Here is a 19713-nt window from a genome sequence, read left to right on the forward strand (position 1 = left end):
GGTAATGCCTGTCTATCCTATTAACCTTGATTTAAGCGGCCGCCATTGCGCGTGTATCGGCGGCGGTTCGGTAGCGGCCCGCAAAGTCGAAGACCTATTGCAAGCCGGTGCCTTAGTAACGATCATTAGTCCTGTATTAACTTCTGCCCTGCAGCAGCTGGTGCAGGCCCAAAAAATTATTCACATCGCCCAGCAGTACCAGCCAGGCGTCATTGGCGCTTTTTTTATGGTTATTTGTGCAACTAACAATAAGGCTGTTAATCGGGCTGCGGCAGAGGAGGCCCGAAGCAAAGGGGCACTGGTTAATGTAGTGGATGCGCCGGAATTATGTGATTTTACCGTCCCCTCAAAAATGACGAGAGGCGATTTACTGATTACTGTTTCAACCGGCGGAAAAAGTCCGGCTTTAGCCAAAAAGCTGCGCCTGGAGCTGGAAGATCGTTACGGTCCTGAATATGGAACTTACCTGGAGTGGGCTGGAGCGATACGGGAGCAGATGAAGAACCGTCTGGAAACCAGTAAAGAGCGGGAATACTTTTGGCAGCAAACGTTAGATGACGAAGTTCTGTCTCTTTTGCGACAAGGCAGGCTGAAAGATGCGGAGGAGAAAATCAAGTATGCAATTGGTAGTACTGGGCTTAAATCATAAAACTGCACCTGTTGAAGTGCGTGAATGTTACGCCTTCTCAGAAGAAAAAATCAAGCAGGCACTGCTGCATTTACATGAATATGAAGAAATCAGCGAATGTGTTATTTTATCGACTTGTAATCGCAGTGAAATGTATGCGGTAGTAGATGATGCTGCCGATGCATTGCCTGTCATGCAGGATCTGTTTGCCGCTGTTGCCGGGCGGCCTATTGAATGTGATGATTTCATTTTTTATTATACAGAAGAAGCTTGTATCCGCCATTTGTTCCGGGTTGCTTCCAGCCTGGATTCCCTGGTAGTTGGCGAAGGACAGATATTGAGTCAGGTAAAAAAGGCCTACACAATGGCCCGGTACCTCGGGACGACCAGCACCGTGCTGAATACACTCTTTAATAGGGCTATTGCCATAGGAAAAAAAGTTCGCACAGAAACACGCATAGCCTATAACGCTGTGTCAATCAGCTATGCGGCGGTGGAACTGGCTAAAAAAGTACTGGGTGATCTTACTCAATCGAATGTGCTGATTCTTGGCGCAGGGGAAATGAGTGAATTGACAGCCAGGCACTTAGTAGATAACGGGGTACGGACGGTATTCGTTTCTAACCGCAGTTATGAGCGAGCCCAGCAGCTGGCGGACCGGTTTAGGGGTGTTGCCGTTCCGTTCGGCGATTTTATGAAGTGTGCAACCAATGCCGATATTGTGATCACCTCTACCGGGGCGCCGCACTATATTGTCAGTGCCTGGGATGTAGCCCACCTCATGCCAAATCGTAAGGGACGTCCGATTATTTTTATTGATATTGCTGTACCGCGTGACGTGGAACCGGAGGTCGCAGCGATTTCGGGTGTCACGCTGTATAATATCGATGCCCTCGAAGCCGTAGTGGAATCTAACCTGCGCATCCGGGAGGCAGAAGCAAAGGTGGCAGAGCGCATCATAGAGGAAGGCCTGGCAGAGCTGGTCAGTAAGTTTCGCTACTTATCGTTCCGGCCAACGCTGGCTTTGTTAACGGAAAAGGCTGAGCGGATTCGCCAGCGGGAAATTAAGAGAGCTTTGGCCAAATTGCCTGATTGCAGCCCGGAAGAACGGAAAGTTTTTGAAAATATGTCAAAGATGCTTGTCCGGAAATTGCTGCGGGATCCGATGATACGGATCAACGAAGCGGCGGGAACGGATAAAGCGGATCTGTATTTGGAAGCAGTTCGGAAATTATTTAAACTTGATCAATTGGGAGAGGAAGCAAATCGTGAGACAAAAAATCGTCATCGGTACGCGCAGCAGTAAACTGGCCTTATGGCAGGCTAATTATATCGCCAGCTGTTTGGCGGAGCGTTATCCGGGCTTAGAGGTAACCTTAAAACATATGGTTACAAAGGGTGATAAAATCTTGGACGTACCGCTGGCCAAAATTGGCGGTAAGGGTCTGTTTACTCAGGAATTAGAAAGTGCTATGTTAAATGGCGAAATTGATCTTGCCGTTCATAGCTTAAAAGATATGCCTACCGAGCTTCCTACTGGTTTGACATTAGCGGCAATCACGGAACGGGAAACTCCCTGGGATGCCCTCGTAAGCCCCGAATACAAGACATTGGCATGTCTGCCTGTCGGGGCCAAAGTTGGTACTTCCAGCCTGAGACGGAAAGCGCAGCTGCTCAAGGCCAGGCCCGATCTAAAAATTAGTGATTTGCGCGGTAATCTAGATACCCGGTTAAAGAAGCTGGAAACGGAACAGCTTGATGCAATTGTACTGGCAGCAGCAGGATTAAAGCGCTTGGGCTGGGAACAGTTGATTACTGAAATATTGCCCAAAGAGATTTCCTTGCCGGCAGTAGGACAGGGAGCCTTGGCGATTGAGGCCCGGGCAAATGATCAGGAAATATTGCAGATGCTGGCTTTTTTAAATGATGAAGATACTAGCTATGCCGTAATTGCCGAAAGAAGCTTTTTAAATGAGCTGGAGGGTGGCTGTCAGGTACCGATGGGAGTATACGGCTGCATAGAGAATAATGAATTATATTTGGAAGCAGCCATATTGTCGTTAGATGGTCAGCGGGTGATTCGCGATACACTTTGCAGTAGTCCGGCAGGGGCCGAAGATATGGGGCGCCGCCTTGCTCAGCGCATGTATGTGCAGGGCGGAAAAGAGATTCTGGCAGAGCTGCTTGATGGTGAACAGGAGGAGAAGAAATAGTGAAACAAGGCATTGTATATCTCGTAGGTGCAGGACCTGGTGATTATAAATTAATCAGCGTTAAGGCGAAAGAATATATTGAACAGGCGGACACGATTGTATACGACCGTCTGGCGGACAGCCGGCTGCTGGCCTGGGCCAGAAAAGATGTAGAGCTTATTTATGTAGGCAAAGCATCAAGCCAGCACACGATGCGGCAGGAAGATATTAATCAACTGCTGGTGGAAAAGGCCAAAGAGGGCAAGACTGTAGTCCGTCTTAAAGGGGGAGATCCCTTTGTATTTGGACGCGGTGGTGAAGAGGCCCTCGAACTGGTGGCGAATCATCTGCCTTTTGAAGTGGTACCGGGAATTACTTCGGCAATAGCTGTACCCGCTTATGCAGGTATTCCGGTCACCCACCGGGCGGTAGCGACCTCGTTTGCAGTTATTACCGGTCATGAAGATCCTACAAAAGGTGAGTCCAATATGCGCTGGGACAAGCTTGCAACCGGGGTTGATACACTGGTATTTCTGATGGGGGTTGAGAATCTGCCTCATATTACAGCCAAGCTCATGGAAAATGGCCGTCCGGCCGAAACTCCGGCGGCAGTAATCCGCTGGGGCACTAAGCCTGAGCAGAGAGTGCTGATTACTACTGTGGGCAATGCCGCGGCAGATGTTCACAAAGCGGGAATAAAACCACCTGCGATTTTCCTGGTAGGCGATGTGGTTGCTCTACGGGAAAAACTGGCCTGGTTTGACCAAAAGCCGCTTTTTGGCAAATCGGTGCTTGTGACCCGTGCAAGGGAACAAGCCAGTGCGCTTACGGCAAGGCTTGAAGAAATGGGTGCGCAGTGCTATGAAGCACCGGCTATTCAAATAGTGCCACCAGAGAGTTTTGCCGCTCTTGACCAGGCTATTCAAGAGTTATCCAGCTATCAGTGGCTGGTATTTACCAGTACCAATGGAGTGGATTATTTCTTTGAACGCCTGCACCATGCTAAGAAAGACAGCCGGATGCTGGCTGGTATTAAGGTTGCTGCGATCGGTACGCAAACGGCTGAGCAATTGCGAAAGTTTGGAATTTGTGCAGATATTGTACCGCTTGAATTTAGGGCGGAAGGGATCGTTGATTCCCTGTCTCCCCTGATTGAGCCTGGCATGAAGGTGCTGATTCCCCGGGCACTGATCGCCCGGGATGTATTGCCGGTCAAGCTGTCAGAGATAGGTGCCGTAATAAACGTTGTACCTGCCTACCGAACCATCACAGCCGATACTGACGGTACCGCTCTAGCTGAAAAGCTCTCGGCGGGTGAAATTGAGCTGATTACCTTTACCAGCTCCTCGACGGTGACGAATCTGCTCGAATTGCTCGGTTCTCAAGGAGCAAAGCTTATTGGAAAGTGCAAAGTTGCCTGCATTGGTCCGATCACAGCCGCTACCTGCGTGGAGCACGGCATTAGACCGGATATCATTGCAGATGAATATACCATTCGCGGCTTGGTAAAAGCAATCAGCGAAAGCATTCAGGAGGGGTAATCATGACGAATCCATTTATTCGTCCCCGGCGTCTGCGCTCTTCGGCAGGCATTCGTGCTATGGTTCGTGAAACACAGCTTACGGCTGCTGACTTTGTATATCCCTTGTTTATTGTCCCCGGACAAAAAGTGAAAAAGGAAATTTCCACATTGCCCGGCAATTACCACTTATCGCCCGATATGGCAGTTAGTATGGCAGCTGAAGTCTATGCGCTGGGCATACCGGCAGTGGAAGTCTTCGGACTGCCTGAGTATAAGGATGAGCAAGGCTCAAGCGCCTGGGATATGTCCAGTCCTGTTCAACAGGCAGTACAACTTATTAAAGCAGCATTACCAGAACTGGTCATTATCACGGATGTATGCTTATGCCAGTATACCAGTACCGGTCATTGCGGTCTCGTCAAAGGGCAAACCGTAGATAATGACCCATCACTGAAGCTGTTGGCAAGAGTTGCGCTCAGTCATGCTGAAGCGGGAGCCGATATGGTAGCCCCTTCCGATATGATGGATGGCCGCGTACTTGCCATCCGGGAAGCACTTGACCAGCATGATTTCAGCCATGTATCAATCATGTCTTATGCTGCGAAGTATGCTTCTGCCTATTACGGTCCTTTCCGGGAAGCAGTTAATTCTGCGCCGCAGTTTGGCGACCGCAAGACTTACCAGATGGACCCTGCTAATTCCCGGGAGGCGCTAAGGGAAGTAGAATTGGATATTGCCGAGGGTGCCGATATTATTATGGTAAAACCGGCACTGGCGTATTTGGATATTATCCGGCAGGTAAAAGATAATTTTACATTACCTGTAGCGGCTTATAACGTAAGCGGCGAGTATGCCATGATTAAGGCGGCCGCTGAAAAAGGCTGGATTGATGAAAAACGGACAGTGTTAGAAACCTTGCTTTCTATGAAGAGGGCAGGAACGGATATTATTATTACGTATCATGCGATGGACGCCGCCCGCTGGCTGGGAGAAGACGGCCGCCGATAAGGCCCCATCTGCGTTGTACCCGCAAGGGGTAAGCCGAAGTTCTAAGGCACTGAAGTGCCAAGGACTTCGCATTTGGCGGGAATTTGCAATCCTCAACGTACGCACATGTACGCCTCCGGTTGCGAATTCCCCGCTGCCTAGCATCTGGAGCCTTCTCGACGGCCTAGGCTTGGCGGCAAAAGGGACCGAGGGACCGGGGAGCGAGCCTTGTTACAGTTGGTGGTGAATAGCTCCCCTGCGGGGTGCGCAGGGAGTAGAGCGAGGTAGGCTCTCTGCCTATTGTCATTGCGAGGAGTGCAGCGACGCGGCAAGCTCATGTTTTGCCTTTTTGGTCTAATTCTTACAAGAGGGGGTCACCGTTATGGCATTTAACTTGGAAAAATCGGCTCAGGCTTTTGCTGAGGCCAAAGAATATATTCCCGGTGGTGTGAATAGTCCGGTACGCTCATTTCGGGGAGTGGGAGGGACGCCACCGTTTATTGCCGCGGCTAACGGCAGTAAGCTGTACGATATTGATGGCAATCAGTATATTGATTATGTACAGTCCTGGGGGCCGATGATTATCGGGCATGCCCATCCGGCGGTTACGGAAGCGCTGCGTGAGGCCTTGGTGCGCGGTACCAGTTATGGTGCGCCTACACTGTTAGAGACGCAATTAGCCAAGCTGGTCACACAGGCAGTGCCGTCAATGGAAATGGTCCGCATGGTCAACTCCGGTACGGAAGCGACAATGAGCGTACTTAGGCTGGCTCGCGCTTACACTAAGCGGAGCAAGATTATCAAGTTTGCCGGTTGTTATCATGGTCATCATGACAGTCTGCTGGTAAAAGCAGGCTCAGGAGCAACTACTTTAGGTATTCCTGACAGTCCTGGTGTACCGGATAGCATTGCAGGTAGTACGATTACGGTAAACTATAACAACATACAGGAACTCGAAGCTGTTTTTTCCCGTGTTGGTGAAGAAATTGCAGCGGTTATCATTGAACCTGTACCTGGCAATATGGGAATGGTGCTGCCCAGGGAAGGATACCTGAAGCAAGTCAGGGCAATTACGGAAAAATATGGATCATTATTGATTTTTGATGAAGTTATGTCCGGCTTCAGAGTGGCTTATGGCGGTGCTCAGTCTGTCTTTGGCATCAAGCCTGATTTGACATGCCTGGGTAAGGTGATTGGCGGCGGTTTGCCGGTGGGCGCATACGGCGGCCGAAGAGATATTATGGAGTGGATTGCTCCTGCCGGCCCGGTATACCAGGCAGGTACACTCAGCGGTAATCCGCTGGCAATGACGGCCGGAATTACTACACTGACCATTCTTAGTGAAATGCAGGACGCTTATGCTAAGCTTAGTGGCAAGGTAGAAACTTTAGCTGACGGACTCCGCGCTCAAGCTGAAAAGTTTGGCTTTCATTTGCAATACCACCATATTGGCTCGATGTTTGGCATGTTTTTCTCCGAGCAGCCTGTTTATGATTATGACAGCGCCAAGCACTCTGATGTAGGGGCTTTTAATACTTTCTTTCATGCTATGCTGGAGCAAGGGGTTTATTTGGCTCCATCGCAGTTTGAAGCAGGGTTTATGTCTACTGCTCATACAGATGAGGATATCATGCAAACCGTAGCGGCCAGTGCTTATGCATTCGCCAAGGTCAGCGAATATAAGAATCGCAAGTAAATTAACTGCAATCTGATGCTCGGAGGTTCAAAGATGGACTTTATTCAGCAATTAAAAAAAATGCCTGTCTTTGCCGACTTACCGGATGCACAGCTCAAAGACCTGTATCAAATTACCACCGAGCGCAAATATCGTAAAGGCAGTGTCATTTTCCTGGAAGGTGAGCAGGGCGAGGGTTTTCATTATTTACAGTCCGGCAAGGTGAAGATTGTAAAGATGACCGATGACGGCCGGGAGCATATTATTAATATTTTGAGTCCTGGTGATTTGTTTGCAGAGGTGCTGTTATTCAATAACCGCGATTATCCGGCTACGGCAATTGCCGTAGAGGATTCAAAAGTGGGAGTTATCAAAAATACGGATTTAGAGCGGCTGATACTGGGAAATAACTTACTGGCTCTGCAGTTAATCAAAGCTCTCAGCCAGCGGCTGCTGTTTGCCCAGCAGAAAATCAAAAACCTGGCCCTTCATGATGTTACTGCCCGTACAGCGGAAACGCTGCTGCGGCTTGGAACGGAACATGGGCGAATCCTTACGAACGGACAGATTGAAATTACCCTGGATCTTTCCCGGCAGGATCTGGCAAGCTTGGTGGGAACAACCCGCGAGACGGTTACCCGTACGCTAAGCTCGCTAAAAAAAGATAAAATCATTGATTTTGATATTCATAAAATAACAATTATCGAGCCAAATAAACTCAAACGATTGTTTCAATGAAAAAGACGCCCAAACGGGCGTCTTTTTTTATCCTGCAGTATTCGCATTGGCGATAACGACTTCGATACGATCGCCTTCATTGACTGCTGCCGTGTATTCCGTGGGGCGTCCATTAAGGCATATGGTAATCGGCCCGGCTGCCAGTACCGGTGGTTTATAACCGGCGGCAAGCAGTACATCACTAATTAGTGGGCTGCACTGGCTGAGTGTGTGATATTCAATCTTGCAGCCCGGTTTAGCGATTGTGTCCAGCGTTGCCGGTTTACCATCCATTGTGACGGTAAAGCGATTCACCGGGATATGGCAGGGAGAACCATTAAAAAGAACGGTAATGCTGTCATGATAATGCTGCTCAATTCCCAGTATATCGCCAAGCCGGGGCGATTCTGGAACTGCGGTGATAATAATATCATTGTTGCCTACAGGCGTGGCGAGTGTAGCTGGAACATTATTTACGGTATAAGCAGGATAGACGCTGAAAGAGCGCTCGGCGTTATTTACCGTATACAGAGATACCACCGACTGAGGATGAATTCCGGCATTGCGCAGCACTTCTTCCAATGTAGCAGGCAAACGGCAGATCACGTTATCGCGGTCATGCAGCTGCTGTTTGGCAGTTGCAGGCTCACTGTTAACAGTAAAGATGGGGGCAATCTCCAACAGCTGTTCATTCAGCAGTACGGTTATAGGTGCTGGGATTGATAAGATTTCGTTAAGGGCCGGAGCGGGTGTAATGCCGCCGCTGCCTTTAGTCACCGTGATCTTGTCGCCGTCCGTCAGCGGGTGATCAAATTTTACCGTTTCTCCATTGGCGGTAAGGGTGCCCGGCTGCCCCAGGCTGCCGGGTAGAAACCGTTTCTCACCATTGATCGTTATGGTAATGCCCATTCCAGGGCGGCCATGGAGCGTACGGACATCAATACCGGCGGCCAGGAGGGAATCGGCTACCGTCAGGTTGCCAATATTAAAAAGCCGCAGTGGCTGCTCATTGACTTCTACATTGACAAAGTTGAGCGTTCGCCGGCCCGCAAGGTTTAGAATGCCCAGCGGGGTCACCAGATCAGGTGTGCATAAAGCAGCAGGGATATTCTGGATGCCCTCAATCGCATCAGGACGGCGGATGCCAACCCGTCCTGCAGGAATATCCAGCGCCTGAGCCAATGCTTCCGGCAGCATGGGAGTAAGTGCACCGCCCCCAACCAGGAGAACGGCCTGGGGGGTGGAGGCATTTAAAGCTAAAATCTGCGAAGCAATAAGTTGAGCTAGTTCGGCAACATGCATACGGATACCGTCAATAATTTCACTCGCAGCTATTTTATGGTTCATCCCCAAAACGTCGGTAAAGGACAGCTTTTTATTCTTGCCGCCGCATAACTGGCGTTTTACTGTCTCAGCAACGTTGAAGTCGAGTATATAACGCTGGGAAATGGCTTCGGTGATTTCATCCCCGGCATAAGGAACCATGCCATAGCCGATGACTGTCCCATCACGGGTAATGGCAACATCGGAAGTTCCGGCGCCAACATCAACCAGTACGAGGTTAAGATGTCTCATAGTTGGAGGAATTAATACATTGATAGCCGCAATTGGCTCCAGCGTCAAGGTATCCATTTCCAAACCGGCTGCTGCCAGGGCTGACTGAAGGGAGTCGATTACCTGCCGTGGCAGAAAAGTGGCAATAACTTCAATCGCAGCAGTCTTACCCCGTTGCCCAATCAAACTTTTTAGCTGAATATCGTCAAGAGCAAAATGAACTACACTATAACCGACGCAGTAATAGTTGGCCGGATTGGCAATATTAGCGGAAGTGGCCAGCTGCTGCTGCGCTGTCTGGATTGCAGCCAGTTCTAAGGCCCGCTCGTCATTTGGTGTCAGGATTCCCCGGTTGTACACTTCCATATCGGCAGAAGCCCGGATGGTGTGCAAAGCCCGTCCGGCAGCTGCAACGGCTACTTTGGTTAAGGGACCCGACTTTTTCTCCAGCCGTTCTTTTACTAACTTGAGAATGCCGGCTACTTCAGTAACGTCATGAATTTGACCGTCGAGCATAGCACGTGTATGATGTTCCTGGCGATCGCAAGCAATAAGCTCGATATACATTTCGCCTGGTTTTCCTACGAGGCCTACGACACTCCGCGTGCCAATATCTAAGGCAAAAAGGTGTTGTTGTTTCATAATAGCTCCTTTTTGGCGTACATGCTGTGTTGTATTTTCTCGATCCTTGCAGTAATTTCCTCTTTCTACCGGGATCATGAAATACTCGACAGGGGTAATTTCTAAGTTTTTCAGGTAAAAAGTTCCCTATAGCTGCATATACATTAAAGATGACTGTAAATTATAACCAGGTAATAATTATATTGAAAATTTCAATAACATGGTATATACTATAAAAAACCGAATAAATATGTTATTAGATATTAGGACTAGGTAACTAATTTTTTAAGGAGGAGTTTTCCAAATGAACAATCAACTATGGTGTGAACACCTTGACAAGGCTTCAAAATATACGCTAATTAAGTACTATGTGGGAGATAAAGAAGTTGTACTTCGCGTGCAGACCTGGTTTTGCTCGGAATGTGGGATTCACGGCTCGCAAACGGAGGTTATCAATGAAGAGCAGCCTAAAATACAGCTCTTTAACTTTGAAAGGCAAATGACTGCGCCCGCACTTTGAAAAAGCAATAGATTTGTAGCAAAATGAGGCAGCCGATATACCGGCTGCTTTCTCTTTGGCACTGTGAGTCTATATTTAAACACCAAAATCTGCTACAATACTAATGGCTATTATTTATATGGGGGAGTATTACCGTGTCACAAGTTCATGTTATTCTTGACAGTACCGCCAATGTACCGCCGCAATTACTGGAAAAGTGGTGTAATCTCCACGTGGTTCCCCTAACGGTACTGTTAAATAACCGACAAATAAATGAAAGTGAATTGTCTGCCGCAGATTTGTTTACACTGATAAAAGAAACCGGAGATCATCCCAAAACCTCCCAGCCTGCTCCGGGAGATTTTGCTGCTTTATTCTCGACGATTCACAATAGTGGGGATTCGGCAGTTGTCATTACGCTTGCCGGCAGTTTAAGTGGTACGGTGCAAAGTGCCAAAATAGCTGCCCAAATGGCTGGCAGTAAAAATATATTCGTAGTCGATTCCGGTACGACGGCCATCGGTATGGTACAAATGGCAGAGCAGGCGTTAGCGATGGCTGCTGCTGGTGCTGAAGCAGGCTGCATTGCTGCTGAAATTGAAAAAATGGCAGGTGCAACTCATACGATGTTTGTGCCTGCAACATTGGAATATCTCCATAAAGGCGGGCGTATTGGCGGCGCAGCCGCTGTGTTTGGGGCAATACTGCAAATAAGACCGATTCTCTACTTAAGGGAAGGAAAAGTAGCTGTTTTGGATAAGGTGCGGACCCGGACCAGAGCCATTGCCCGCATGACGGAGGAATTAAAGAACTATCCTGATTTTGCCTATATCAGTGTCGTTGCTATTGAAGCGAAAGAAGAAGCTCTTATTCTGCAGCAGCAAATTCAACAGCTCTATCCGCAAATACCTGTACTATTCGGCGAGGGCGGACCTGTGTTAGCCAGCCATTTGGGGCCGGGCTTGGTAGGGCTTATTTTCCAGGAGAAGTAATAAGGATGGTGGGTGTAAGATGGTAGAGATGGTTACGGGCAAGGATTATCGCCGCATGATTGCCGGTGCATATAAAGCATTTATGAGAGAGCATCAATATATTAACAGCTTAAATGTGTTTCCTGTTCCCGATGGTGACACGGGGACCAATATGCTGCTTACATTGGGCGCTGTTGCCCGGTCGGTGGCCGAAGCACCTGAGGCGGGAATAGGTCCTTTGGCCAAACGTGCTGCCGACAGTGCCATTATGGGAGCCCGTGGCAATTCAGGAGTCATTTTATCTCAGATATTTCGGGGGATTGCCAGAGGATTGGCTGGCAAAGAGCAAGCCACTTCTTCCGAAGTAGGTAAGGCTTTCCAGTATGGTGTATTATATGCATACCGGGCAGTTTCCCGGCCGGTAGAAGGAACCATATTGTCGGTTGCAAAAGGCATAGCCAAAGGAGCCCGGCGAACGGTACGGGAAACACTGCCTTTTTCGGATATTTTAAAAGAAGCGATTTCTGCTGGCCGGGAAGCACTGAACAAGACGCCTGAGCAATTACCAATATTAAAACAGGCTGGTGTAGTTGACGCCGGAGGCCAGGGGCTGTTAGTGTTTCTCACAGGCTGCCTCGAGGGGCTGGAAGGCGTAGGCAGCGGCCCGGAAGCTGACTGGGACCGCACGCTGACACTGACGGTGCCGGGTGTGGAAGAGTTTGATATTGCTCACCCCTATTGCACCGAATTTATTGTAAAAAATTGTTCGCTTAACCGTAATGAAGCCAGGAAACTCCTGCTGCCTCAAGGTGATTCTCTCGTACTGGCTGAAGGGGATAATGTTCTTAAGGTTCATATTCACAGTGCTCACCCCGGGGCTGTTTTGGAAATGGCTCTTACCTGGGGAACCCTGCATGATATAAAGATTGATAACATGGCCGATCAACACCGGCAGACCGTCATTCCTGCGCCAGCTAAGCAAGCCTTGGCCGTGATTACCGTAGCGGATGGAGAGGGCTTTCAGGCAATGATGAAAAAAATGGGTGCTCAGCTTGTTATTGCAGGCGGTCAGACCATGAATCCTCCGGTAGAGGATTTTATGAGCGCCGTCCATAGCGGGCAAGCTGAACGGTATATCATTCTCCCTAATAACAAAAACATTATTTTGGCAGCCAACCAGGCTAAAAAATTACTTGGCGACCGGGTAGAGGTTGTGCCTACAGTCAACATACCCCAAGGACTGGCCGCATTACTGGCCTTTGATTCCGATAAGGCCATAGCGGATAATGTTGCGGCTATGACAGAGCGGATGGGGGCAGTACAGGCTGCGGGTGTAACAATTGCTGTGCGCGACAGCCTGGTGAATGGGCAAATAGTACCGGCAGGCCGGTTTATCGGTGTTGTCGATAACCGGGTGCTGGCCGACGGCGCTGATTTGCCGACTGCCTTGCTTGAACTGGCTGAAAAGCTGTCCATTACGGATGCTGAGGTGGTTAGCCTTTATTATGGCAGCGAGCTGACTGAAGCGGAGGCCGAAAAGCTGGCTAAACAACTGCAGGATAAATACAGTACGGTAGAGGTAGAACTATATGCCGGCGGGCAGGCCTTGTATCCACTGATTATCAGTATTGAATGAGAAACTAGTCTGCCAAACAATTTAGCCGGAGGTATCGATTATGCTTGTCACTTTGACTATTGATAAATACGCCGAACAGCTGGCTTCCAAGGCATCAACACCCGGTGGCGGCAGCGCCGCAGCCTTGACAGGTTTGCTAGGGGTCAGTCTGATGGAAATGAGTGTAAATTTAACACTTGGCCGTCCGCAATACGCCGAGCATGAGGAAATGCTGCAGACACAAATTGCGCAATTGGCTAAGGTCCATCTTAGCCTGCAGGAACTGATCGACCGGGATGCGCTTGCTTTTGGCAAAGTAATGGCAGCGTATAAAATGCCCAAAGATACTGACTTTGAGAAAGCTCACCGCAGTGAAGGCATTCAGCAGGCGCTTAAGCAGGCTGCCGAAGTTCCGCTGGCGATTGCCCGGTACTCTCTGGAAGCTTTGGAAATCGGCAAGTTGCTGCTTGGCAGGATCAATCCCCAGGTTGTGAGTGATTTAGCGGTAGGAGCACAGAACAGTTATGCTGCTGTAATGGGAGCCTTGCTGAATACATCGATTAATTTACCGCTTTTGTCCAATAAGGCGCTGGCCAGTGCGCTAAAAGGCCAGTTGTTGCATACCCGAACTGCTGCTGATCAATTGCTTAGCGAAATCCAGGCTCATATCTACAGTGAAGAGCCGTTTACCGTAATGCAGGCAGAAGCGATGGATAAATAACAAGCAGTCCGCATCTCCTTTTTAGGGGATGCGGACTGTTTGTTTATCCATTGACAATGGTACCGCCGTTTATATGGATAATCTGCCCTGTCATATAAGAAGAATCATCAGAGGCCAGGAATACATAAGCCGGTGCGACTTCAGCCGGCTGCCCGGCACGTTTCATCGGCGTATCGGTGCCAAACTGGGCTACATGAGCGTCGTTGAAGGAAGCCGGTATCAGTGGTGTCCAGATCGGACCGGGAGCAACACCGTTGACTCTGATACCCTGAGATACCAGTGATTGTGACAAGGAGCGGGTAAAGGCGACAATCGCTCCTTTGGTGGCTGAGTAGTCGATAAGCTGGTCATTGCCTTTGTAAGCCGTTACGGAAGTGGTGTTGATAATGGTGCTGCCGTTTTTCAGGTAGGGAAGGGCGGCCTTTGTTAAAAAGAAGCACGAGTAAATGTTCGTCCGAAAGGTACGGTCTAATTGTGCTTCGGTTATATCTTCCAGGCGGGTTTGCACATGCTGCTCAGCCGCATTATTAATCAATATGTCAAGACCGCCAAACTGCTTGATTGTTCGCTCAACTGCTTCCCGGCAAAAGTCTTCACCGCCAATATCGCCACCGATTAACAGGCAGTGCCGTCCTGTTGCCTCAATCAGCTTTTTTGTATACTGGGCATCATTGTCTTCGTTAAGGTAAACAATGGCAATATCTGCTCCTTCATGGGCAAAAGTCAGAGCTACTGCCCGGCCAATACCGCTGTCTCCACCGCTAATCAGTGCGATTTTTCCACGTAATTTACCGGCGGATTGATAGCTTTCTTTCATCACCCAGGGAGGGGGATTCATTGCCTGCTCGATGCCGGGCTGTGAATTCTGGTGCTGCGGCGGAAAGCCGAGATTGCGGGTAAGTAAGAAACTTTCTTCTGTGGGCATAAGATAGCTCCTTTCCAACAACATAGCATTAGCATACCCGCAAGAGGAAAAAGAAATTAGCCTGACACATTCGTCAGGCTAATTTCTTTTATTGCTTAGGGACTTGTTTTAGGCTAAGGCCGATACGGCCCCGTTCCTCATCTACCGAGATAACCAGAACATCGAGGATATCGCCCACAGAAACAATATCCAAGGGGTGACGGAAAGGTTTGCTGGCAAGTTCAGAACGGTGAATTAAACCGTTGATCTTAATGCCGATGTCGACAAAAACACCAAAATCAATGACATTATGGACAGTCCCCCGGACGATGGTGCCAGGCTTAATATCTGACAGTTTCACTACGTTTTTGCGAGTCAGCGGAGCAGGCAAATCTTCCCGGGGATCGCGCCCCGGCTTGACGAGTGCCGCCAGGATGTCTCTCACGGTAGGCTCACCGGCACCTGCTTCAGCCGCGAGTTTAGTCACGTCAGCTTGCTGGGCTTGCTGTTGAATACTTTTCAGCTGATCTTTACTGCTTAAGCTGTCTACAGTATAGCCTAATTTCTCCAGCAAGTTTTGCGCAAGCGCATAGGATTCGGGATGGACAGGTGTATTATCAAGCGGATTGTCACTGGCCTGTAGCCTTAGGAAGCCGGCGCACTGCGTATAAGCTGCCGGTCCAAGGCGGGGGACTTTCAATAGCTGCTTACGGTTTTTGAAGGAGCCGTTGGCATCGCGGAAAGCCACAATATTTTTGGCTACTGCAGCGTTAATTCCCGCTACATATTGCAGCAGTGCAGGCGAGGCAGTATTCAGTTCAACGCCTACATGGTTGACGGCCGACTCAACGACGCTGGTTAGTGTACCGGTCAGTTCCTTTTGGTTGACATCATGCTGATATTGGCCGACACCGATTGACTTAGGATCAATTTTTACTAATTCGGCCAAGGGATCCTGGACCCGGCGGGCAATAGAGACCGCACCGCGAATCGATACATCCAGATCAGGCAGTTCGTCTTTCGCCAGCTTGGAGGCTGAATAAACCGAGGCACCTGCTTCGTTGGTAATTACATAATGGACAGGGAGATTATGGGCATTAATGAGCTGTGCGGTAAACTCTTCCGTTTCATAAGACGCTGTACCGTTTCCGATCGCGACAAGGGTAATGCCGTGTTTCTGAATGGCAGTTAAAACGGTGTCAGCAGCTTTTTGTTTCTGGGTTTCGCTCATTGTTAGATAGAGTGTGCTTGTTTCAAGGACAGTCCCTGTTGGGCCGACAACAGCCATTTTACAGCCTGTGCGGTAGCCGGGATCAAGACCCATTACCGTGTGGCCGGCAAGCGGCTGCTGCAAGAGCAACTGACGCAGGTTCAGACCAAAAACGCGAATCGCCTGCTTCTCAGCATTTTCCGTCAGTTGGTTGCGTACTTCCCGCTCCAGGGCAGGAAAAAGCAGCCGTTTGTAGCCATCGGCAATGGCAGCGCGAATCAATTCTGAAAAAATGGAACTACCCGTGATAAACTCCCGGGCTATGCGGTCAATGTTATCGTCATGAGCGGTCGTTAGATGCACTTTCAGGAGATTTTTCGTTTCCCCGCGGTTAACGGCCAATATCCGGTGAGAGGGCATACGGTTGACCGGTTCATGATACTCTTTGTAGTTCAGAACTTCTTTGGCCTGGCTTTCGTCCACGGCAAATTCCGTCGAAATCTCCGCGCTGCTCCATAAATGCCTACGCAGCAGGGCCCGGATATCAGCCCGCTCGCTGATGGTTTCTGCTATAATATCGGCAGCTCCCGCCAGAGCTTCTTCGGGCGTGGCAATTTCTTTTTCCGGATTAATAAACGGAGTGGCTGCTTCTGCTGGCGAGCCTGTCTGCAGCTGCTGGGCCATGATGATGTCAGCTAAAGGCTGAAGTCCCTTTTCCTTGGCAATTTGAGCGCGAGTCCGTTTCTTAGGTCGATAGGGCAAGTATAGGTCTTCTAGATCCTGTAATTTGGTACAGGCAGTAATTGCAGCAGCCAGCTCAGGAGTCAGTTTGCCCTGTTCTTCAATTGTACTAAGAATTTCCTCCTGCCGTTTGACCAGGTTACGCAAATAACTAAGCCGTTCCTGAACAGTGCGGATTTGTTCTTCATCCAGCTCACCTGTTGCTTCTTTGCGGTAACGGGCAATGAAAGGTACGGTATTACTGTCGTCGAGTAACTTAATAGTTGCTTCTACTTGAAAGAGCTTGACGCCCATCTCGCGGGCGATAGCTGAGCTAATATCGGTTAACAGCATTTTTTCACCATCTTTAGTATTTTTTTTCATTATAACATTATGGCAGACAAGCCGCAAAACAGGTAAGGAAGTACCAATACCGAGAAATTTCTAAATTTAGCATAAAATGGATGAGTCCTCAATATATAACACTATAATGATTTTGTGGGGGTGATCGTATGCAATGGCAAGCTCTGTTAACAAATGCGGCAAATTATTTTGTTGTTGCTAAACCATTTTTAGCGGCAGTTGTGTTACTGGTGTCATTAGTTTTAGTCGGGGATAAAGGCAGCAAAGTCTCACTAAACCGCAATAGTCCCTGCTTAGCGGCACTTTGTATTTTTGCTTTCGCCATTGGCACAGGACTGACAACGTGGTTTTTCCTCCTGGCTCCACTGCTGGCATTAACAGGGATTAATTTTACACTTACCTATCCCATGATTACTATGTATGGTGCTTTCTGGCTGCTGATGGGAGTCTTGATCTCGGCGAAAAAGCTGATCTATGATGCTCACCGGCGCCAGCATCAGGGGTAACAATACATTAAAATCAAGTAAAGCGCTTGCCGCTCGAGGCTAGCGCTTTTTATATGAACAGGAAAGGCCTAAAAAAGCTGTTCCCCTCGCATTGGCGGCAGAACAGCTTATCGTTACTCTTTTATTACTTGTAAAATAGTGATATTCGGCTTTAGTGTAAGATCAATGTCAGTATAGCTGGTATCGTCAAAAATCCGTACTACCGGGCGAAGCGGATAATGAACGCTATTTTTAACGACATAACCGGTCTTGTGTGTATTGAGTTCGACTAAGCTGCCTACCGGGAATACTGCAACGCTGTGGAAAAATGCCCGCAGGGAATTAAGATCAAATTGCGTATTGCCGGCAGCCATCATCGTTTCCACAATTTCCTGACGGGATGCCTGAGTATAGGCAGCGTTACTCATCGCTGTATCATAGTAATTAGCGATTGCTACCAGACGGGATAAGGGGTGAAGATTTTTACCGGACAAGCCTAACGGATAGCCAGAGCCGTCATATCGCTCATGATGCTCAGCGGCAATGCGGGCTACGGTAGGATTGACATAAGCTTTGAGCAGCAGTTCCCGGCTGAACAGCGGATGAAAACGCATCGGTTCAGGAACAGACAGGCTTTGCTGAGGAAGAGCGGTTTTCCCGATATCATGGAGCAGTGCTCCTAATGCCAGATCTTTTAAAAGCGGTTGGGGCATTTTTAAATAGAGCCCCGTAACCAGCGATAACAGGCACACATTAATACCGTGCTGAATTTCGTCCTCACTTGGCTGACGAACCTTTATATTCATTATATAAGGTAAGCGTTTACCTGTTTCCGTAATCACTTTATCTACGGTTTGCTTCATTTGTTCTAATTGTGTAATGCGCACGTGCTGATTGGTAAGATCAGCTACTTTTAACGTAAAAACGCTGCGAAAACACTGGGCAAGCTCATCACGCAGTCCAGGGGAAAGCGCGGGCTGACTCAATAGTTCGGCAATTGGGTCAGCGACATGAATTGCTGTAATCCCTAATTGCTTTAAGCGACTTATATAAGCGGCAGTCAGGGTGATGCCGCTTTCCAGCAATAAATTGCCCCGCTCGTCCATAATATCTGTAGTCAAGACCATTCCAGGCTGAACGTAGGAAAGTTGCATGAGAACCACCTCTAGAATACTATATCATTTTCATTATAAATCTACCTAAGCAGGAATTCAATTCGTTGAAAGTCCTAGACACTGGTAATCGGTATAGGACTAAAGTCTCAATGATTGTATCACTGCCTAAAAAATGATATCGTATAGCGTAGAAGAGGTGAAGAAAAATGCAGATTTCATTGCTTGTGGAACTGTTAGAGAGAATGAGCGTTATGGCTACATTAGCGTTTGTACTGTCGCATACAACCGCATTTCGTCGTCTGGTTGACTATGAAGCCCGACATCGGGAACGACTGCTGTTAACGGTTATTTTCGGGTTTATTGGTATTGTCGGCACTTATGCCGGTATTCCTGTCAATGACGCTTTAGCCAACTCCAGAGTGGTAGGGGTTATGGCGGCGGGGCTAATTGGCGGCCCGCTGATGGGCGGGGTAGCTGGGTTAATTGCCGGCGGTCACCGGTACCTGCTGGGGGGCTTCACCGCTTTTTCCTGTGCTTTAGCCAATGTATGCGAAGGCGTACTGGCGGGAATATTTTACCGCTATTATCCAGCCCGTCCGATACCCTGGTGGGTAGCGCTTGCGGCTGGTGTTATTGGCGAAAGCATGCAAATGATTATTATTCTGGCAACGGCACGGCCCTATGAGCAGGCGCTGCTATTAGTCAATGAGATCGGAATACCCATGATTGTTGTAAATTCGATTGGCCTTTCCTTATTTATGGTTATTATAAAAACTGCAAAAGATGCCCAGGAAAGTGTAGGGGCGGAAAAATCCCGCAAAGCACTGGATATTGCAACGAAGACGCTGCCTTTTCTCCGCAAGGGGCTGACAAGCGATTCTGCTTATGAAACGGCCCGCATCATTTATGCTTCCGGCGGCTATGATGCAGTAGCCGTTACGGATAGCGAACATGTTCTGGCCTTTATTGGTGCTGAAGCTCAGCATCATAAACCCGGGAAGTCCAGCTTGACGAAAGCGACCCGGTATGTCTTGGAATCCGGACAAATGTTTATTGCCCAGAATAGTGCCGAGATCGGCTGTTACTGTGAGCGCTGCCGGTTATCCAGCACTGTAGTGGTACCGCTCAAGCAAGCCGGGAGAGTTATCGGTACCCTGAAATTGTACTATACCCGGGGGAATATGGTCGGCGATGCAGATATTGTGTTTGCTGCC

The 19713-nt window shown here is 48.8% G+C and carries 17 protein-coding genes; 13 read left to right on the top strand and 4 right to left on the bottom strand.

Features of this window, described 5'->3' with window-relative positions; translation table 11 throughout:
• Positions 1-4: 4 nt before the first annotated feature.
• The 7 genes from EV210_RS21640 to EV210_RS21670 all read left to right on the top strand — a co-directional run bounded on the left by EV210_RS21640 (position 5) and on the right by EV210_RS21670 (position 7742).
• Positions 5-649 (top strand): precorrin-2 dehydrogenase/sirohydrochlorin ferrochelatase family protein, encoded by a 645-nt coding sequence (locus tag EV210_RS21640; RefSeq protein ID WP_132083568.1) that lies wholly within the window; start codon positions 5-7, stop codon positions 647-649.
• On the top strand, positions 618-1934 hold the full coding sequence (gene hemA, locus EV210_RS21645; protein ID WP_132083570.1) for a glutamyl-tRNA reductase: 1317 nt from the start codon (positions 618-620) through the stop codon (positions 1932-1934). The genes EV210_RS21640 and hemA overlap by 32 nt, the downstream gene beginning before the upstream one ends.
• Complete coding sequence (hemC, locus tag EV210_RS21650) at positions 1894-2841, top strand: hydroxymethylbilane synthase (RefSeq protein WP_132083598.1); 948 nt, start codon at positions 1894-1896, stop codon at positions 2839-2841. The genes hemA and hemC overlap by 41 nt, the downstream gene beginning before the upstream one ends.
• Positions 2841-4361 carry a uroporphyrinogen-III C-methyltransferase gene (gene cobA, locus EV210_RS21655; protein ID WP_132083572.1) on the top strand — a complete coding sequence of 507 codons (1521 nt, stop codon included), beginning with the start codon at positions 2841-2843 and terminating at the stop codon, positions 4359-4361. The genes hemC and cobA overlap by 1 nt, the downstream gene beginning before the upstream one ends.
• Positions 4362-4363: 2 nt before the next feature.
• The gene (gene hemB / locus EV210_RS21660; RefSeq protein ID WP_132083574.1) at positions 4364-5350 is read left to right on the top strand and encodes a porphobilinogen synthase; all 987 of its coding nucleotides are present in this window, start codon (positions 4364-4366) and stop codon (positions 5348-5350) included.
• Positions 5351-5711: 361 nt separating this feature from the next.
• Positions 5712-7025 (top strand): glutamate-1-semialdehyde 2,1-aminomutase, encoded by a 1314-nt coding sequence (gene hemL, locus EV210_RS21665; protein WP_132083576.1) that lies wholly within the window; start codon positions 5712-5714, stop codon positions 7023-7025.
• Positions 7026-7058: 33 nt separating this feature from the next.
• Positions 7059-7742 carry a Crp/Fnr family transcriptional regulator gene (locus EV210_RS21670; RefSeq protein ID WP_132083578.1) on the top strand — a complete coding sequence of 228 codons (684 nt, stop codon included), beginning with the start codon at positions 7059-7061 and terminating at the stop codon, positions 7740-7742.
• Positions 7743-7769: 27 nt separating this feature from the next.
• On the opposite strand, the gene EV210_RS21675 is transcribed toward EV210_RS21670, so the two are convergent.
• A complete protein-coding gene (locus EV210_RS21675; protein WP_132083580.1) occupies positions 7770-9917 on the bottom strand; it encodes a cell division protein FtsA in 2148 nt (715 codons plus the stop codon).
• Positions 9918-10200: 283 nt separating this feature from the next.
• Here EV210_RS21675 and EV210_RS21680 point away from each other — a divergent pair, with 283 nt between their 5' ends.
• The 4 genes from EV210_RS21680 (at position 10201) to EV210_RS21695 (ending at position 13702) form a co-directional block, all read left to right on the top strand.
• Positions 10201-10416 (top strand): hypothetical protein, encoded by a 216-nt coding sequence (locus EV210_RS21680; protein ID WP_132083582.1) that lies wholly within the window; start codon positions 10201-10203, stop codon positions 10414-10416.
• Positions 10417-10550: 134 nt separating this feature from the next.
• Positions 10551-11387, top strand: coding sequence for a DegV family protein (locus tag EV210_RS21685; RefSeq protein WP_132083584.1), 837 nt, complete (start codon positions 10551-10553; stop codon positions 11385-11387).
• 19 nt (positions 11388-11406) lie between these two features.
• Positions 11407-13002 (top strand): DAK2 domain-containing protein, encoded by a 1596-nt coding sequence (locus EV210_RS21690; RefSeq protein ID WP_132083586.1) that lies wholly within the window; start codon positions 11407-11409, stop codon positions 13000-13002.
• A gap of 40 nt (positions 13003-13042) precedes the next feature.
• Positions 13043-13702 carry a cyclodeaminase/cyclohydrolase family protein gene (locus tag EV210_RS21695; RefSeq protein WP_132083588.1) on the top strand — a complete coding sequence of 220 codons (660 nt, stop codon included), beginning with the start codon at positions 13043-13045 and terminating at the stop codon, positions 13700-13702.
• Between the two features lie 43 nt (positions 13703-13745).
• On the opposite strand, the gene EV210_RS21700 is transcribed toward EV210_RS21695, so the two are convergent.
• Together EV210_RS21700 and EV210_RS21705 are read right to left on the bottom strand one after the other, a co-directional pair.
• Positions 13746-14627: an SDR family oxidoreductase gene (locus EV210_RS21700; protein ID WP_132083590.1), complete on the bottom strand. Its 882-nt coding sequence runs from the start codon at positions 14625-14627 to the stop codon at positions 13746-13748.
• 88 nt (positions 14628-14715) lie between these two features.
• The gene (locus EV210_RS21705; protein ID WP_132083600.1) at positions 14716-16890 is read right to left on the bottom strand and encodes a Tex family protein; all 2175 of its coding nucleotides are present in this window, start codon (positions 16888-16890) and stop codon (positions 14716-14718) included.
• A 158-nt stretch (positions 16891-17048) separates the two neighbouring features.
• On the opposite strand from EV210_RS21705, the gene EV210_RS21710 reads away from it, so the two are divergent.
• Positions 17049-17405 (top strand): hypothetical protein, encoded by a 357-nt coding sequence (locus tag EV210_RS21710; RefSeq protein ID WP_132083592.1) that lies wholly within the window; start codon positions 17049-17051, stop codon positions 17403-17405.
• 113 nt (positions 17406-17518) lie between these two features.
• Here EV210_RS21710 and EV210_RS21715 read toward each other — a convergent pair whose 3' ends face one another.
• Positions 17519-18538: an HD-GYP domain-containing protein gene (locus EV210_RS21715; protein WP_132083594.1), complete on the bottom strand. Its 1020-nt coding sequence runs from the start codon at positions 18536-18538 to the stop codon at positions 17519-17521.
• Between the two features lie 167 nt (positions 18539-18705).
• Here EV210_RS21715 and EV210_RS21720 point away from each other — a divergent pair.
• Positions 18706-19713: LytS/YhcK type 5TM receptor domain-containing protein (locus EV210_RS21720; RefSeq protein ID WP_132083596.1), on the top strand; the 1008-nt coding region annotated here is incomplete at its 3' end.

The sequence above is a fragment of the Anaerospora hongkongensis genome (genome assembly GCF_004339805.1).
Lineage (GTDB): Bacteria > Bacillota > Negativicutes > Sporomusales > DSM-15969 > Anaerospora > Anaerospora hongkongensis.

Coding starts and splice junctions, on each gene's coding strand:
- hemB (WP_132083574.1), top strand. CDS start 4,364: ATGACGAATCCATTTATTCGTCCCCGGCGTCTGCGCTCTTCGGCAGGC.
- EV210_RS21690 (WP_132083586.1), top strand. CDS start 11,407: ATGGTAGAGATGGTTACGGGCAAGGATTATCGCCGCATGATTGCCGGT.
- EV210_RS21715 (WP_132083594.1), bottom strand. CDS start 18,538: ATGCAACTTTCCTACGTTCAGCCTGGAATGGTCTTGACTACAGATATT.
- EV210_RS21680 (WP_132083582.1), top strand. CDS start 10,201: ATGAACAATCAACTATGGTGTGAACACCTTGACAAGGCTTCAAAATAT.
- EV210_RS21675 (WP_132083580.1), bottom strand. CDS start 9,917: ATGAAACAACAACACCTTTTTGCCTTAGATATTGGCACGCGGAGTGTC.
- EV210_RS21710 (WP_132083592.1), top strand. CDS start 17,049: ATGCAATGGCAAGCTCTGTTAACAAATGCGGCAAATTATTTTGTTGTT.
- EV210_RS21695 (WP_132083588.1), top strand. CDS start 13,043: ATGCTTGTCACTTTGACTATTGATAAATACGCCGAACAGCTGGCTTCC.
- EV210_RS21670 (WP_132083578.1), top strand. CDS start 7,059: ATGGACTTTATTCAGCAATTAAAAAAAATGCCTGTCTTTGCCGACTTA.
- hemA (WP_132083570.1), top strand. CDS start 618: ATGCAATTGGTAGTACTGGGCTTAAATCATAAAACTGCACCTGTTGAA.
- EV210_RS21705 (WP_132083600.1), bottom strand. CDS start 16,890: ATGCTGTTAACCGATATTAGCTCAGCTATCGCCCGCGAGATGGGCGTC.
- hemL (WP_132083576.1), top strand. CDS start 5,712: ATGGCATTTAACTTGGAAAAATCGGCTCAGGCTTTTGCTGAGGCCAAA.
- EV210_RS21640 (WP_132083568.1), top strand. CDS start 5: ATGCCTGTCTATCCTATTAACCTTGATTTAAGCGGCCGCCATTGCGCG.
- EV210_RS21700 (WP_132083590.1), bottom strand. CDS start 14,627: ATGCCCACAGAAGAAAGTTTCTTACTTACCCGCAATCTCGGCTTTCCG.